10 protein-coding genes are annotated in these 15,059 nt (G+C 57.6%); 7 read left to right on the forward strand and 3 right to left on the reverse strand.

What is annotated here, in order from left to right; genetic code table 11:
* Positions 1-172: 172 nt before the first annotated feature.
* Positions 173-4,291 (forward strand): hypothetical protein, encoded by a 4,119-nt coding sequence (locus NW843_RS09080; protein ID WP_414522741.1) that lies wholly within the window; start codon positions 173-175, stop codon positions 4,289-4,291.
* A gap of 23 nt (positions 4,292-4,314) precedes the next feature.
* On the opposite strand, the gene NW843_RS09085 is transcribed toward NW843_RS09080, so the two are convergent.
* Genes NW843_RS09085 through ffh form a run of 3 tightly spaced genes read right to left on the reverse strand, consistent with a single transcriptional unit; the run spans position 4,315 to position 7,356 of the window.
* Positions 4,315-5,376 carry a histidinol-phosphate transaminase gene (locus tag NW843_RS09085; protein WP_414417634.1) on the reverse strand — a complete coding sequence of 354 codons (1,062 nt, stop codon included), beginning with the start codon at positions 5,374-5,376 and terminating at the stop codon, positions 4,315-4,317.
* A gap of 48 nt (positions 5,377-5,424) precedes the next feature.
* A complete protein-coding gene (locus tag NW843_RS09090; protein ID WP_414342486.1) occupies positions 5,425-5,883 on the reverse strand; it encodes a tRNA (cytidine(34)-2'-O)-methyltransferase in 459 nt (152 codons plus the stop codon).
* Positions 5,884-5,892: 9 nt separating this feature from the next.
* Positions 5,893-7,356, reverse strand: a complete 1,464-nt coding sequence (gene ffh / locus NW843_RS09095; protein WP_011431929.1) for a signal recognition particle protein — start codon at positions 7,354-7,356, stop codon at positions 5,893-5,895.
* Between the two features lie 166 nt (positions 7,357-7,522).
* Between ffh and NW843_RS09100 the strand changes: the two genes are divergently transcribed.
* From NW843_RS09100 to NW843_RS09125, 6 genes are all read left to right on the forward strand, one after another.
* On the forward strand, positions 7,523-8,971 hold the full coding sequence (locus tag NW843_RS09100) for a carotenoid oxygenase family protein (protein WP_414522742.1): 1,449 nt from the start codon (positions 7,523-7,525) through the stop codon (positions 8,969-8,971).
* A 451-nt stretch (positions 8,972-9,422) separates the two neighbouring features.
* Positions 9,423-10,385: a hypothetical protein gene (locus NW843_RS09105; RefSeq protein ID WP_414522743.1), complete on the forward strand. Its 963-nt coding sequence runs from the start codon at positions 9,423-9,425 to the stop codon at positions 10,383-10,385.
* Positions 10,386-10,467: 82 nt separating this feature from the next.
* Positions 10,468-10,746, forward strand: a complete 279-nt coding sequence (locus NW843_RS09110; RefSeq protein WP_414522744.1) for a hypothetical protein — start codon at positions 10,468-10,470, stop codon at positions 10,744-10,746.
* 67 nt (positions 10,747-10,813) lie between these two features.
* Positions 10,814-12,541 carry an ABC transporter permease gene (locus NW843_RS09115; RefSeq protein WP_414522745.1) on the forward strand — a complete coding sequence of 576 codons (1,728 nt, stop codon included), beginning with the start codon at positions 10,814-10,816 and terminating at the stop codon, positions 12,539-12,541.
* A gap of 22 nt (positions 12,542-12,563) precedes the next feature.
* A complete protein-coding gene (locus NW843_RS09120) occupies positions 12,564-13,937 on the forward strand; it encodes a nitrate/sulfonate/bicarbonate ABC transporter ATP-binding protein (protein ID WP_414522746.1) in 1,374 nt (457 codons plus the stop codon).
* A 203-nt stretch (positions 13,938-14,140) separates the two neighbouring features.
* Complete coding sequence (locus NW843_RS09125; RefSeq protein ID WP_414522747.1) at positions 14,141-14,989, forward strand: macro domain-containing protein; 849 nt, start codon at positions 14,141-14,143, stop codon at positions 14,987-14,989.
* Positions 14,990-15,059: the final 70 nt, after the last annotated feature.

The raw sequence follows: 15,059 nt of genomic DNA on the forward strand, positions 1-15,059 counted from the left end.
AAGCCCGCACCCTGCGCATAGCGCGGGTGTCGGGTAGTTTACAAAAGCTTGAATCGAGATGTTTTGTGAGTTTGCAAATGGCTACATAGGTAGTTGTGGGCTACGTGGGGATTATGAAAAAAATTAAGACTTTTGGCACAGCGGCAATTTTCGCCAGTAGTCCGGCACTAGGATGGCTTCCAAGTATACCCGGCGGGATCCCATGTATGTATATTGCCCGGAGGAATTTCTGGGAAGCAAAACCCAGTGCAACCTAGAAGCATTGATAGAACGGCTGGAAGAGGGGGGTCGCACCCTTTTGAGCCAGTTGTTTGACGTTCGTTACCCTTACTGGAAGCGTAATCTCCGCAACAACATTCGCTTGGTGGGGGAGCTGCGCTATGTAGGCGAGGTACCCGTTCTGGTTTTGTTTGGCCTCTGGCCGAGAGGCAGTCACGAATACCGGGAGTTCTTAGACCGACGGCGAGATCCCGATTATCAAGAACGGGTGCGGAGCTGGGTGCCCGATGACCGTTTGCAGGCGTGGCTGGCGCAGCGGCACGAACCAGGGGATCCGCCAAACCATCTCCCCCCTCTGCCCGACGAGCTGTATGAATGGACACAGTTCTTGAATGCTCCCAATCCGCAGGAGCGGCTGGTGTTGGAAAGCGGGGAATGGGTTCGGCAAGTACGGGCCCTTTCTCCAGAGCAGCGGCGCCAGGCTTACCAAGCAGTATCCCGCTTGGTAATTGAAGGCAGGCTCTACCGGCAGCTCCCGCCGTTTTATCTGGAGGCAGAGGTCAAATGCTGGCAGGAGGGATCCCTGTATCTGGCCGTCAGCTTGGTACAAGCGTGCGAGCAGCCAGGGAGATTGTTTCCATTTCTCATTGGAGTTTACGACCACGCCCCAGAGCAAAAGGAACGGTTTGAGCTGGGATGCCAAACCTGCCTCTTTGGGATGAAAGCCAAGCAGCCAGACATTCTCCAGCACCCGCAACCTTTGGAGGTGTGGAAGCGGTACGCCCGTCGCGCCTACCCCGACTACATGGTGATGGATGAGACCATTTGGTTGGAAATGCAGGAGATCACAGAGGGAAATTTGGCTTTGTCCATGGAGGAGGAAGAAATCCTGCAGAGTACATCCATGCCCCTACTGATCAACGGAAGGGCCGGGAGTGGCAAATCTCTGATGTTGTACTACCGCTTTGCCGACTATTGCAGCCACTACCTCAAAACTTCAAAACAGAGACCTCTTGAGTACCGCCCTCTCTTTTTGACCTACAGCCCAAGCTTGGTGCAGCAAGCTCGCAACAGGGTAAGTTCAATTTTGCGCATCAGCCACCGCTATCGGGAGGAGGGGTGCAGCTTCTCCACAGAGGAAATTCAGCAGTGTCAAGCTTTTTTTAGCACTTTTCAGGACTACCTGCTGAACTGTCTTCCTGCCGAGCGGCAAGAACGCTACCAACCGGATCGGTATGTCAATTTTTATCGATTTCAGAGCTGGTATTGTGGTCGCCGCGATGTAGAGCTGGCTTGGCACACCATTCGCACGCTGATCAAAGGCTATGAGGTCAGTGACTATTTGGATCCCGATAGCTACCGAGAATTGCCTGAGGCCGACCGCAGTGTGGATGAAGAAGCCTTCGAGCGGATTTACGAAGAGATTTGGCCGGGTTACCGGGATCGAACCACCCACGAGGGCTACTGGGATGACCAAGATTTGGCCAGAGATGTGCTGCAGAATGGCACTCTTAATCCTATTCATCCAGTCATTTTTTGCGATGAGGTTCAGGACTTTACCCAACTTGAGCTGAATATCATTTTTTGCTTATCTCCTTGGGGAAAATACAAGTTGGATTGGGCTATTGAGCGCCTGCCCTATGCCTTTGCCGGGGATCCCTTGCAAACCATTAACCCGACGGGATTTCGTTGGGCTGCCCTGAAAAAATACCTATACGAGCATATCCGCGCCTACTTGTTGCCGAGCCATCTCTTTGAGATTGCAGGCCCGCAGGAGCTGAGAAACAACTATCGCAGCAATCCACAAGTTACTCGTTTTAGCAATGTAGTCAACCTGTGGCGGCGAGTTCTCAGCAAGAGTCGAGAAATCTATCCCCAACAGCCCTGGCGTCCCCATGAGCAGGGCATGCCGGTTCAAAGGTTTGTGCTGGATGGTCAGGAAAGAAACTTAATCGAAGATGAGCTTAGAAAAATGCTTAGTGATCTCACAGGAACAGTCTGTATCTTACCCTGTCCTGTGGGAGAGGAGCTGAACTACGTGCGTCAGGATCCCGAACTCCAGAAGATCTTTGCCGAGGAATTGAAGCAGAATCTTAAACCACCGCTCCTGCAAACTGCTACGTCTGTTAAGGGAATGGAGTTCAAAAAAGTTATCCTCTACAAGTTTGGAAACGCCTATCGACAAAACTTTAACCGGCAGCTTAATTATTACGCCCGAGGAGCTGGGGAGGCGATATCCCTGCAACTCCATTATTTTCTCAACCAATTGTATGTCGGCATTACCCGCCCCATCGAGGCCCTGGCCATTGTGGACACCTCTGCCGGTTGGCGGGAGTTCTGGGATCCAAGCTTAGAATCCAACTCTTGGCTCGATCATCCTTCTCTGCAACCGGATCGGTCGGAATGGGAGACCGACCCACCGGTATTGGGTTACCCTGTCAAAGGCATCAATATCCAGTACTGGACCAATACAAGCTTGGAAGATCTGCAGGAGGCAGCTCTTGAGCTTCTCAGGCGCGGCATCGAGGAGGGCAACCTCAAACTTCTGGAGGATGTTCAAACTCTGGCGCGGAAGGCAAAAAAACCACCTCTAGAACAGGAATGTCAGGCCTGGCTCCTCAAGCTCCAGAGGGATTACGTTTCCGCAGGGCAAAAGTTCCTGAGCCTGGAGCAGTCTGCTTTGCCCAACAAAAATCTTAAACGAGAAGCCTGGGAGTGCTTTTGGAGAGGGAAGGCCTGGTTGGAGCTGCAGCGTAACGCCGCCTACTTTGCTGGATGTCCTGGGATCCCAGACTACAGCCCCTTGGTGGACTTGATGGTGGCGACCCAAAGAACCTCTGTCAAGTCTATGGAGCGCTTCCGACAGGTGGTGCAGGTGCGAGATTGGCTGAGCGTTGAAGTCAGCCCCAAAGATAGGGACTTCGTCCCGCTTACACGAACGGATTCCACCTGGAAAGAGTGTGTACAGCAATTTTTGGCAGAGCTTGAGCAAGTTCTCAACAACTTGGGAACTTTCCGCCCTCAGGCAGAGGCCCGCAGCCGGTTTTTGCAAGAGACCCTTGAGGCTTTGAAGGGACGTCTGGCCTTTCTCGGCCAGCGGCAGCCGTTCGCGAATCAGTACTACAAGATTTGGGGTATCTGTCACTTCTATCGGCAGGAATTTGAGCGGGCGGTAGAGGTTTGGGATCAGGGGGGCCAAACGGAGCATTCCCCCTACTACCGGGCCAAGATCCACCTGGAACCCCTTCCCGGCAAGGTGAGGTGGCTATCCAAAGACCGCCAAGACTCGGTGGTGCTGGACCGATGGCAAGAGGCAGGACGTCCCCTCACAGGCGAGTGGGCAGAGTACATCGGCGACGTCGTCACCAGTCTGGAGCGCTTGAAAGACTGGCCGCTGATGCTGCGAGTTCTGATCCAGTGCCGAGAGTGGGAGGAGCTCTGGAAAACGGTGCAGGCCCATCCTCAGGCGTGGCAGCGGGGACATGACTACGAGCTGGTGGCTGCCATGGCCCGGGATATCCGGACCAACTGGGAAGACTTAAGGCGCAAATCCCCTGGGCTGCGAGATTTTCTGCAGGAAGTGGTTACCAGCACACAGATGGAGCGGGCCTGGTGGCTACAGCCCCTGGAGGTAGGCTTGGCTTGTGAGCGATTGGGCCACTACCGAGACACGCTCAGGTTTTACGAGCGCTTCACCGAAAGCAGAACCGGCAGGCTGACCAGGCAGCAACGCTCTCAAATTCGGCAGCGCTGGCTGGTGACCCACCAAAGGTATCAAGAGGTTCTCCAAGCGGAGGGGCGCCCAACAGATCGTTTGGCGGAGGAGTTTCGACAGGCTCAAGAGCGTTGGAGGGAGCAGCTGCCCCAGGCAGAACCTGAGCTGGACGAACGGGATCCCTGGCCACATGACTTCGTGGAGCACCCCAGCCCTGTTCAAAGTTGGCTGCTGCAGCGGGAGCAAACTGAAGCTCAGAGACTGCAAGTGGCAATCCGCGAGGAACTGAAGCGGCTCAACGAGAGGCAGCTCCAGCAAGTTCATAGCCTGATTCAGCGATTGCTCGGCCCAGGTTGAGAAGGAGTTGGAAGTAGAGCCAACTACCGCAAGATCTGCCGCAGCCGCTCCAGGGCGCGTTGGTTTTCTTCAGGGGTGCCCACCGTTAGGCGCAGCCCGCCGCCGGTACAGCGCACACAAGTTCCCAGCTCTTGCCAGGCCCGCTGCAGATCCTGGGGATCCCATCCTGCCACCCGGAAGTAGAGAAAATTGGCCTGGCTGGGCCACACCCGCACCCCCGGCAGTTCCTGCAGGGCTTGGTAGAGGGCATCTCGTTCCTGACGGATGAGGGGTAGGTCGGCCAAAAACTCCTCGGCATGTTCCAGGGCGATCTGAACGGCCCACTGGGAGATGGCCGAGAGATTGTAGGGCAGGCGGATGGAGTCCAGCACCTGGATAAGCTGCGGATGGCCGATGGCATAGCCCACCCGGTGAGCTGCCAGGCGAAAGGCTTTGGAGAAGGTGCGCAAGATAACCCAGTTGGGGTGCTCCGCCAGCTTGGGCAGGGCCGTGTGCCGGCTGAACTCAAAATAGGCCTCATCCAAAATCACCAGAATCTCTTCGGGCAGCCCTTCCACCCACTCCCACTCTGCAGCCGTCAGGCCGTTCCCCGTCGGCGAGTTGGGATCCACCAGGCACACCACCCGAATCGGATGCTCCCTCAAAGCCTGTTGACATCGCTCTAGATCCAGAGCAAACGTCTCCGGGTCGCGGGGAACCCGCACCACTGGGATCCCCAGGCTCTGGGCCAGGATGGCGTACATGGAGAAGGTGGGCTCTGCCACCAAAATGCCGCCCCGCCCGCCCAGACAGGTGGCAATCAGCAGGGAGCGGATCAGCTCATCCGACCCATTGCCCAGGCTGATCTGCTCTGGCTCCGCTCCGGCATAGGCGGCGATGGCCTGCTTCAGGCCCCGGTGGTGGGCATCGGGATAGCGGTTGCTGGGGATCCCCTTTTCCCAAAGGAGGGAGAGCTTCTGCTTAAAGCCCGCCGGCCAATCGAGGGGGAACTCATTGGCATCCAGCTTGTCGGCAGCCGGGGCTGGCACAGCGTCGTAGGGCTTGAGGTAGAGCAAGTCGGGGCGCAGATACTGCAGAGCACACATCTTCCTGACGGGGAGAAGTAGCTATTATATCAGGGCCAACCCGACCACTTATTCTTTTGTCAGGGATCCCTGCTGACGTAGCGCCTCAAAAAGGGCAATCGCTACGGCATTGCTGAGGTTCAGGCTGCGCACCGGCCCCCGCAGTGGGATGCGCACGCTGGGATAGGTTTCCAAAAACATGGGATCCAACCCCCGGCTTTCGCTGCCGAACACCAACCAGTCTCCCGGCTGATAGGTTACTTCCGTATAGAGGGCTTTGCCGCGCACGCTAAAACACCAGAACCGGGCCTCAGGGTGGGCCTGCACCAGAGCAGACCAAGAGGGGTAGCGATACAGTTGGACGTGCTGCCAATAGTCCAGCCCCGCCCGCTTGAGGTAGCGATCCGAAAGGCGAAACCCCAGAGGATCCACCAGATGGAGAGGCGTATCGGTGGCTGCACAGGTGCGGGCGATATTCCCCGTATTGGCCGGGATCTCTGGGGCAACCAAAACAACGTGGAAGGGCATAGTCCTATCCTACTTGCCCCCAAATCCGCGGTTGCCGCCCCCTTTTTTGCCCCCACCTTTGCCCGGCTTGCGGCTGGGCTGTTGCCGAGAGGGAGAGGCCGTTGAACGTCCGCGCCAACTGGGATCCCCGCCGGGAAGAGAGGTACGCCCACCCCCCCAACCCATACCGGGAAAACCGCCACCCATGCCCATGTTGCGCATCATGTCGCGCATGCGTTGAAAATCACTGACCAGTCGGCTGACATCCTCCAGCTTGTGGCCAGATCCGCGGGCCACCCGTCGTTTGCGGCTGACGCTGCGGGCCAACAGATCCGGGTTGCGCCGCTCTTCGGGGGTCATGGAGTTGATCATGGCTTCGGCGCGGGCCAGTTGGTCTTGTCCCTTTTGCAGTTGTTCCTCGCTGATTTTGCCCATCCCTGGCATCAGTCTCAGCAGCCCTGCCAAGGATCCCATGCGTTTAATTAGGCGCATCTGCTTGAGGAAATCGGTGAAATCAAACTGGGCAGTCATCATCTTCTCCGCCATGCTGGCGGCATCTCCCAGGTCGATTTCCTCTTGAGCTTTTTCCACCAAGCTGAGGATATCCCCCATACCCAGAATGCGGGAGGCCATGCGATCTGGGTAAAAGGGATCCAGCGCTTCCACCTTTTCGCCAACACCGATGAACTTGATGGGCTGACCGGACACTTGGCGAATGGAAAGGGCGGCCCCACCGCGGGTGTCCCCATCCAGCTTGGTGAGAATGGCCCCAGTGATGCCCAAGCGCTCGTGGAAGGCTCGGGTAAGGCTGGCTGCCTCTTGGCCGATCATGGCATCCACCACCAGCAGGATCTCGTGGGGCTGCACCGCCGCCTTGATCCGCTCCAGCTCCGCCATCATCTCCAGGTCAATCTGCAAACGACCGGCAGTGTCCAAAATCACGTAGTCGTAGCCCTGCTGCCGGGCCGTCTCCACCCCCTGCCGGGCAATCTCGACGGGATCTGCTTTGCCCAGGTCGAAAACGGGGATCTGAATTTGCTGGCCCAGCGTCTTGAGCTGGTCGATGGCCGCCGGACGGTAGATGTCTCCGGCCACCATCAGGGACTTCTTGCCCTGCTTGCGCAAATACAGAGCCAACTTGGCGCAGGTGGTGGTTTTGCCGGATCCCTGCAAACCGGCCATGAGGACAATGGTGGGAGGCTGCTCCGCTTGGGCAATGGGCACGTTGGCTTCCCCCATCACTTTCACCAGCTCGTCGTGGACGATCTTGATGAACTGCTGATCCGGCGTCACCCCCAGGATGACCTCGGATCCCAGGGCAGCTTCCCGCACATCCTCGATAAACTGCTTCACCACCTGCAAGTTGACATCCGCATCCAGCAGGGCTCGCCGCACCTCCCGCAGAGCTTCTTGAATGTTGGTTTCGGTGATCTTGTCCTGGCCGCGCAGCTTTCTCCAGGCCAATTCCAACTTCTCGGAGAGGGCATCAAACATGGGTACTGTGGATCCTGTCAGGCGCTTTGGGGGCATTTCCTACCATAGTCGAATCGGGGCAACTCCATCTTGGGGATCCCAACCAAGGTGGCTATCCCGGCCCAGAAAAACTGGCGACTTCACAAAAGTTTAAGCAACAATAGAGGGCGTTGCATGCAGATCTTCCATGGTCAGCGTCGCTTCCCTTCCCTACAGCACCACCGACTGGCAATTGGGCTATCGCTCCCTATCCCAGGAGTACGACTATTGGATTACGGAGATCGAAGGACGGATCCCGGCAGGGTTGCGGGGAACCCTGTTTCGCAACGGCCCGGGCAAGCTGGAGGCGGGATCCCAGCGCTACGGGCACCCGTTCGATGGCGACGGCATGGTCTGCGCCATCACCTTTGTGGGGGGGAAAGTTCATTTTCGCAACCGGTTTGTGCGCACCCGCGAGTTTGAAGCAGAGGAAAAAGCCGGTCGGGTGCTTTACCGAGGGGTGTTTGGCACCCAAAAGCCGGGCGGCTGGTGGAGCAACTTTCTCGACTTGCGGTTTAAAAATCCCGCCAACACCAACGTCATCTACCAGGGAGATAAGCTGCTGGCCCTGTGGGAGGCCAGTGCCCCTTACCGGCTGAACCCGGCCACCTTGGCCACCGAGGGGATCGAAACGTTTGCAGGAGGGATCTCAGCCAACCAGCCTTTTACCGCCCATCCCCGGCGGGATCCCCACACGGGAGATCTCATCGCCTTTGGGGTGCGGGCTGCCCAGAACTCCACGTTGCTGTTTTATCGTCTGGACTCGCGCGGGCGCTTGGTGGAAAAGCGGGATTACCGCCTGCCCGGTTTTGCCTTCCTGCACGATTTTGTCTGGACACCCCGCTACCGTATCTTTTTCCAAAATCCCTTGGCTTTCAACCCCCTGCCGTTTGTGTTGGGCTGGCAACCGGCGGGCACCTGTCTGACCTTGAAACCGGGGGAGCCGACCCGCATCTGGCTCTTTCCCCAGGGCGACGAGCCGCTGCAACTGGAAACGGAGCCGGGGTTTGTTTTCCATTTTGTCAACGGCTACGAAGTCGGGGATCAGGTGGTGGTGGATGCCGTCCTCTATGAGAGCTACCCTGCCCTGGAGCCGGATGCCGATTACCTGCAGATTGACTTTGCCCAGATTCCGGCGGGCAAGCTGTGGCGGTTCTATCTGGATCCCAAGGGGGGCAGCGTGAAGCGGGAACTGCTGCTGGACCGCTCGGTGGAGTTTCCGGCTATCCACCCGGCTCAAATGGGGGGATCCCACCGCTACATCTACATCGGGGCCACCCATGCTCCTGGCCCCAATGCTCCCCTACAGGCCATCCTCAAGCTGGATACCGCCACAGGCCGCACGCAGCAGTACAGCTTTGCCCCCCGCGGCTTTGTGGGAGAACCGGTGTTCATCCCCGATCCAGAAGGTCAGGGCGAAGAGGCAGGGTGGATCGTGACGGTGGTTTTTGATGCGGCCAGCCAGCGCTCTCAAGTGGTGATCCTAGAAGCAGCCGACCTGACAGCCGGCCCCGTCGCGCGTATCCCATTGCGGCACCACATTCCCTATGGCCTACACGGCAGTTTTACTCCCCAGGTGTGGGTAACGCCTGCCTAAGCGATGAGCTTCAAGATGGCTGAATGGATCCCCTTGGCTGAGGGAATGCAATCCAGCCCTTAGAGAGCCCTGGGGATCGGTCAGTCGGATCCCGGCTGTGCAGAAACACCTCCAGTCAGCGTTGCCGGAAAAAACTACAGGTACTCATCAATATCAATGGCCCTGTCTGGGGAATAGACATCCTGCAGCCTGAGAACCATTCCTTTGGAACAGTTGCTAGTATTGGCTACAGGTCGGCTACAGTGTTGACAACTGCGGGCAAGGGCAGCTGCTAGGAGTTTCCCAATAGAAGCAGAATGGAAAAACGCTGTTGGGCATTGTTAGGCTAATGGGTGGTGTGCTGAGCAAGCCTTGGGTCAAGAGCAAAGCTAAAGCTATAGCCTGTTTTTGCAACGGTAAAGTAAATGTTTGCTGCTGAGCATTTTGGACTGACTGCAACGGAACCGTCACAATGTCCTCCGATCTGAGACCTCCCTTTCGACCGGTACGGCCCCCCAGACCCAGCTCAACGGGTGAGGCCAAGGGATCCCTGTCATCAGCGAAAGCTCAGGATCCTGCGGCAGCTCCTGGTGCTGTTCGCGACAGCGGGACGGAGTCCTTGCAGCCCGTTGTCAGTACCACTGCTAGCTTGGAAGAAAAGAAAGAGCGAGTCTGTTTGGAACCCATCCCCCCGCCTGGGGAGAAGATGCAATACCGAGCCATCGGCCTCATCGAAGGGCAATACATCCCCTCCCCAGAGCACTTTACCCGCGGGATTTTGCGCACCTCGGATGGCTTGGATCTGAATGCCGTATTGCTGGGCCGGGTGATGAGCCTGGTACGCAAGCATCTACGGCCGGAACGCAACTATCTGTGGGTGGTTTATCCTCGCACCCGCGACAAAACCGAAGATCTGCACGTGCAGTTGCTGGGGGTGTGGGCCCCAGAAGAAATGGGGCGAACTCTCCCCGAGGGATCCCGTCCAACAGTGGTGCCGGATTGGTTTTCCATCCGGGGCGAGGTCGTTTTTCAATCCCAGGAGAAAGGGTTCATCATCGTCAAGATCCGTCAATCGGGCAAAAAAGCTTCTGCCAACTCCCCCGCTCAGCGAGTCCAGAAGGATGGAGCCGCAGCCCCCAAGCCCCAAGCCTTCAAATTGCGCCTGATCGGATCCCTGCCGGGCAAAGGGGTAGGCAATTTCTGGGATCTGCAGGTGCGCCGCCGTGGATCCCTGCTCTATGTGGAGGCGGGCACTCCCATCGGCCCAGTACTCAAAACGCCGCCGCGCCCACGCCTGAAGCGTTCCCCCCCCCAACCCAAAGCTAGGAAGAGTTCCACCCCCTCGACACGTGGGGAAGCGTCTATTCAAGAGCCGTTTTATCCTCTGCGAGATCCCACAAAAGTACCCAAGCCGGTTAAGAGAAAACGCCCATAAACTGGGCTAGTAGATCCTGCTTTAATGGAGCTTTTCATGTTGACCTTCTTGTTGTGAACCATTCTTTTACCCTGGTTAGGCCGTGGCAGAACCAACTCCTCCCAACAAAGATGAATTCATTTCGCCTCGCTATCCCTACTGGGGCGAAGTGAAGCCGCAGAACCTAGTTTTTGATGCCAACCTGCAGGAATTTAGCAATAAAGTGTCCTTGATTTGTAGCTTGGAAACCGGGGGCAAAATTACCCCGGAAGAAGCCTACCGGCAAATCAAAGAGCTGTGGAAACAACTCAAGCAGACCAAAAAAGCCATCTTGGACAATCCCCAGTGGAAGGAATCTCCCCCCGACTTGCCGGAAGAGTAGCCGGCTGGATCCTGGCTAACCGCAAACGGTGTACACTGGGCGCGGACGCCGGGCTTAGTCAGGGAAGATGAGGACTTTTCCTTCGCCGGAGGCGCTGCGTCGGCTGCCAGCAGGGGCTGCGGATGGGGCCATCATTCTGGGCACGTTGGTTCTCCTGGCCTTGGTGGCGCAGGTGGGAGTGGGGGCTTTTGAGGGGTTTCAGCCTCCGGCGGTGGTGCCCCGGATCGACTTGGATCCGCGCAACCTGCCCTACTATGCGGCCCGCTCCACCTTGCGCATGTTCATTGCCTTGGCCTTTTCCACCCTTTTTACCTTGATCTATGGCTACATTGCTGCCAAAAGTCGCTGGGCCGAGCGCATTTTGATCCCTCTGTTGGATGTCTTGCAATCGGTGCCGGTGTTGGGGTTTCTCTCCATTACCGTCACCGGCTTTATTGCCCTTTTTCCCGGCAGCTTGCTGGGGCTGGAGGCGGCTTCTATCTTTGCCATCTTCACCAGCCAAGTCTGGAACATGACCTTTTCCTTCTACCAATCCCTGCGCACGCTGCCTCAAGAGTTGGTGGAAGCGGCTACCTTGTATCGCCTGTCGGGGTGGCAGCGCTTTACCCAGTTGGAAGTGCCGGCGGCAATGGTGGGCCTCATCTGGAACGCCATGATGAGCTTTGGCGGAGGGTGGTTCTTTGTGGCAGCCAGCGAAGCCATCAGCGTGCTCAACCAGGAATACACGCTGCCGGGCCTGGGATCCTATGTGGAAGCGGCCGTCCAGGCGGAGGATCTGCCCAAGCTGGGCTGGGCGCTCCTGACCATGGCTGGGGTCATCCTGCTGGTGGATCAGCTTTTCTGGCGGCCTTTGGTGGCTTGGTCGGATAAGTTTCGCCTGGAACAGAGCAGCGGGGCTGCCGCCCCCGAATCCTGGCTGTACGATCTGCTGACCACGGCGCGGATCCCGCGGCTGATCGGCAGTTGGCTGTCCCCCTTGGCAGAGTTGGTGGATCGGCTGTTGTCCCACTTAACTCGCCCCCGTTGGGTGGATCCCCTCAGTCCTGAGGCCGAGCGACGCCGCGAGCGGCTGCTAACCCAGCTTTCCTGGGCAGCTATTGGCGGCATTGGGATTTGGATTGTTTATTTTGTGGCTACCACTGTGGGCTTTGGAGAGGTGATGCTGACCTTCGGGCTAGGGATCCTCACCCTGCTGCGGGTTAGCGTGTTGCTGGTGTTCGCCACGGTGATCTGGACTCCCATTGGGGTGGCCATTGGCTTTAATCCAAAACTGGCGAAACTGCTGCAGCCGGTGGTGCAATTCCTGGCAGCTTTCCCGGCCAATTTCCTTTTTCCCTTTGCCACGTTGTTTTTTATCCGCGCCCAGATCAGCATTGAGTGGGGCAGCATTTTGCTCATGTCGTTGGGGGCACAGTGGTACATCCTTTTCAACTCCATTGCCGGCGCCCAGAGCATCCCCACGGACTTGCGAGAAATGGCTGTGGATGTGGGCCTGCGGGGATGGCAGCGCTGGCGGAAGCTGATCATTCCAGGGATCTTTTCCGCCTGGGTCACCGGGGGAGTCACGGCCAGCGGCGGCGCTTGGAACGCCAGCATTGTCTCGGAGATTGTGGCCTGGGGATCCACCACCCTGACGGCTACGGGGTTGGGCACCTACATTGCTGAGGCAACGGCGGTGGGAGACTGGCCCCGCATTACCTTGGGCATTGGCATGATGAGCTTGTTTGTGGTGGGCCTTAACCGTCTGTTCTGGCGACGGCTGTATCAGTTGGCGGAAGAAAAGTATCACCTTTAGTCTTTTCAATTTCTGAGGCAATATGAGCTCTGCAGCTTCCCCCGTTTTGATCGAGGTCGAGAAAGTCTACAAGCGCTTTCCTTTGCCAGAGGGCAAGGGGGAGTTTACCGTTTTAAGCCAGATTGACCTGCAGGTGCGGGCTGGGGAAGTCTTGGCTCTGCTGGGCCGTAGCGGCAGCGGCAAAAGCACCCTTCTGCGCATCATGGCGGGCCTGATCCCCCCCAGCCAAGGGCGGGTGCTGAGCAACGGCCAGCCTCTACGCGGGCCTAACCCCGATGTGGCGATGGTGTTTCAGAGCTTTGCTCTCCTACCCTGGCTGACCGTGCAAGAAAATGTGGAGCTGGGGCTGCAAGCCCGAGGGATCCCCCGCGAGATCCGCCGGCAAAAGGCCCTGAAGGCCATTGACTTGGTGGGCTTGGATGGGTTTGAGAACGCTTACCCCAAGGAGCTTTCGGGGGGGATGAAGCAGCGGGTGGGCTTTGCCCGCGCCTTTGTCCTAGAGCCCAAGGTGCTGTTTATGGATGAGCCTTTTAGCGCTTTGGACGTGCTGACGGCGGAAAACCTGCGGGGGGAAATTGATGAGCTGTGGAATGCGCAAGCCTTCCCTTCCCAAAGCATCCTCATCGTTACCCACAACATCGAAGAGGCGGTGTTTTTAGCGGATCGGGTGGTGATTCTGGGATCCAACCCGGGGCGGATCCGGGGGGAGGTGAGAATAGATCTGCCGCGGCCTCACGAGCGCACGGATCCCCGCTTTAAGTCCTTGGTGGACTACATCTACGAGATCATGACCAACCCCGAAATTGCTGTTACCGGAGAGGTGGCTCTGCCTGCGCTGGCTGGTGATAAGACCACTTCCCCCTATGCCCTGCCTCTGCCCCATGCGCGGGTGGGCGGGATCAGCGGTCTGCTGGAGTTGATCGTGGAGTGGCCGCAAGGGCGGGCGGAGATTGCCGATTTGGCCGAGCGGCTGCAACTGGCCGTGGACGATCTGCTGCCGATTTTGGATGCGGCGGTGCTGTTGGGCTTTGCCGAGGTGGCCAGCGGGGTGGTGCAACTGACCGAAATTGGCCAGGACTTTGCCAACACCACCATCCTGCGCAGCAAGGATCTCTTCCGACAACAGCTATTGGCACGGGTTCCCGTGTTCCGCAGCATCTTGCAGACTCTGGAAGAAAAAGGCAGCCGCTCCATGCGAGCGGACTTCTTCTTGGATCTTTGGGACGAACACTTCCCCCACGCTGAAGCCGAACGGCAGTTTGCCACCGCCATTGACTGGGGACGCTATGCAGAGCTGTTTGAGTACGACGCCTCGGAAGAACGTCTCTATCTGCCCGAGCCAAGCGAGAGCTCCACTGCTCAAAAGCCTGTCGGTCTCAACTCTCGTTCCGACTGAAGCGCATCTGGCTCTGCCTTTTTCAAAGCTGCATCGTAGAGCGGAGGTATGGCGCCAATTCCAGAAAGTCCCAAAATCTACCACATTACTCATGTAGACAACTTGCAAGGGATTTTGGCATACCCCCCTGCCTAAAGGCAGGGGATTCTTGTTACTGGTTCTGCGACAGCACTTGAAATCATGGCCTGGGAACTTCAAGGCCTATGCCGCAGCCTGCCGGCGGGGGGGAAGTCCAACCGGGCAAAATGTTCGTTTTCGAGACCGGAAACCTGACCAATCCGCGCTACATCATCAATTTCCCCACAAAACGCCACTGGCGGGGGAAGTCGCGGATCGAGGATATAGAAGCTGGGCTGAAGTCCCTTGCCGAGGAGATCAGGCATCTTGGTCTGCGCTCAGTCGCTTTGCCACCCCTAGGCTGCGGCCTCGGGGGTCTTCATTGGCCCGATGTGCGCTCCCGCATCGAGCAGGCGCTAGCAGAACTTCCCGACGTCCACATCCTTGTCTTTGAGCCCACCGGGCCTCAGCCTTTACCGAAGAGCATGCGCCGCGGCCAGATCCCTTCCTTGACGCCGGGAAGAGCGGTGCTGGTGGGCCTTATGGAGCGCTATGTAAACGGTCTACTTGTTCCGTTTGTCTCTTTGCTTGAGCTGCACAAGCTGATGTACTTCCTGCAGGAAGCCGGGGAGCCGCTTCGCCTACGATTTACAAAGGGCGTTCATGGACCCTACGCTGAGAACCTGCGGCATGTTCTCAAAGAAATCGAGGGATATTACATCTCTGGGTACGGCTCGGGCGGTGATCGACCAGACAAGAAGCTGGAACTGGTGCCCGGTGCTGTCGAGGAAGCCCATAGATATCTCGCTGGACAGCCAGAGACGAGAGAACGCTTTGAGCGTGTCAGCGACCTCGTGGAGGGCTTTGAGTCGCCCTATGGTCTAGAATTGCTGGCTACTGTCCACTGGATCGTGACTCGTGGGCACCCTTCTACGACGGCAGAGTTGGTGGAAAGCTTCTACGCCTGGGGAGATAGAAAACAACAATTCAGCTAGAAATCGCAGGAGCCCCGCACTGTACACGTAGGGTCAGTGTCGGGAGGAATGCGGAAGTTATGATAGAACC

This window comes from Synechococcus sp. R5-12, assembly GCF_047502655.1.
In the GTDB taxonomy this organism is placed as follows: domain Bacteria; phylum Cyanobacteriota; class Cyanobacteriia; order Thermostichales; family Thermostichaceae; genus Thermostichus.

Coding starts and splice junctions, on each gene's coding strand:
- NW843_RS09080 (WP_414522741.1), top strand. CDS start 173: ATGGCTTCCAAGTATACCCGGCGGGATCCCATGTATGTATATTGCCCG.
- NW843_RS09085 (WP_414417634.1), bottom strand. CDS start 5,376: ATGTGTGCTCTGCAGTATCTGCGCCCCGACTTGCTCTACCTCAAGCCC.
- NW843_RS09090 (WP_414342486.1), bottom strand. CDS start 5,883: ATGCCCTTCCACGTTGTTTTGGTTGCCCCAGAGATCCCGGCCAATACG.
- ffh (WP_011431929.1), bottom strand. CDS start 7,356: ATGTTTGATGCCCTCTCCGAGAAGTTGGAATTGGCCTGGAGAAAGCTG.
- NW843_RS09100 (WP_414522742.1), top strand. CDS start 7,523: ATGGTCAGCGTCGCTTCCCTTCCCTACAGCACCACCGACTGGCAATTG.
- NW843_RS09105 (WP_414522743.1), top strand. CDS start 9,423: ATGTCCTCCGATCTGAGACCTCCCTTTCGACCGGTACGGCCCCCCAGA.
- NW843_RS09115 (WP_414522745.1), top strand. CDS start 10,814: ATGAGGACTTTTCCTTCGCCGGAGGCGCTGCGTCGGCTGCCAGCAGGG.
- NW843_RS09120 (WP_414522746.1), top strand. CDS start 12,564: ATGAGCTCTGCAGCTTCCCCCGTTTTGATCGAGGTCGAGAAAGTCTAC.
- NW843_RS09125 (WP_414522747.1), top strand. CDS start 14,141: ATGCCGCAGCCTGCCGGCGGGGGGGAAGTCCAACCGGGCAAAATGTTC.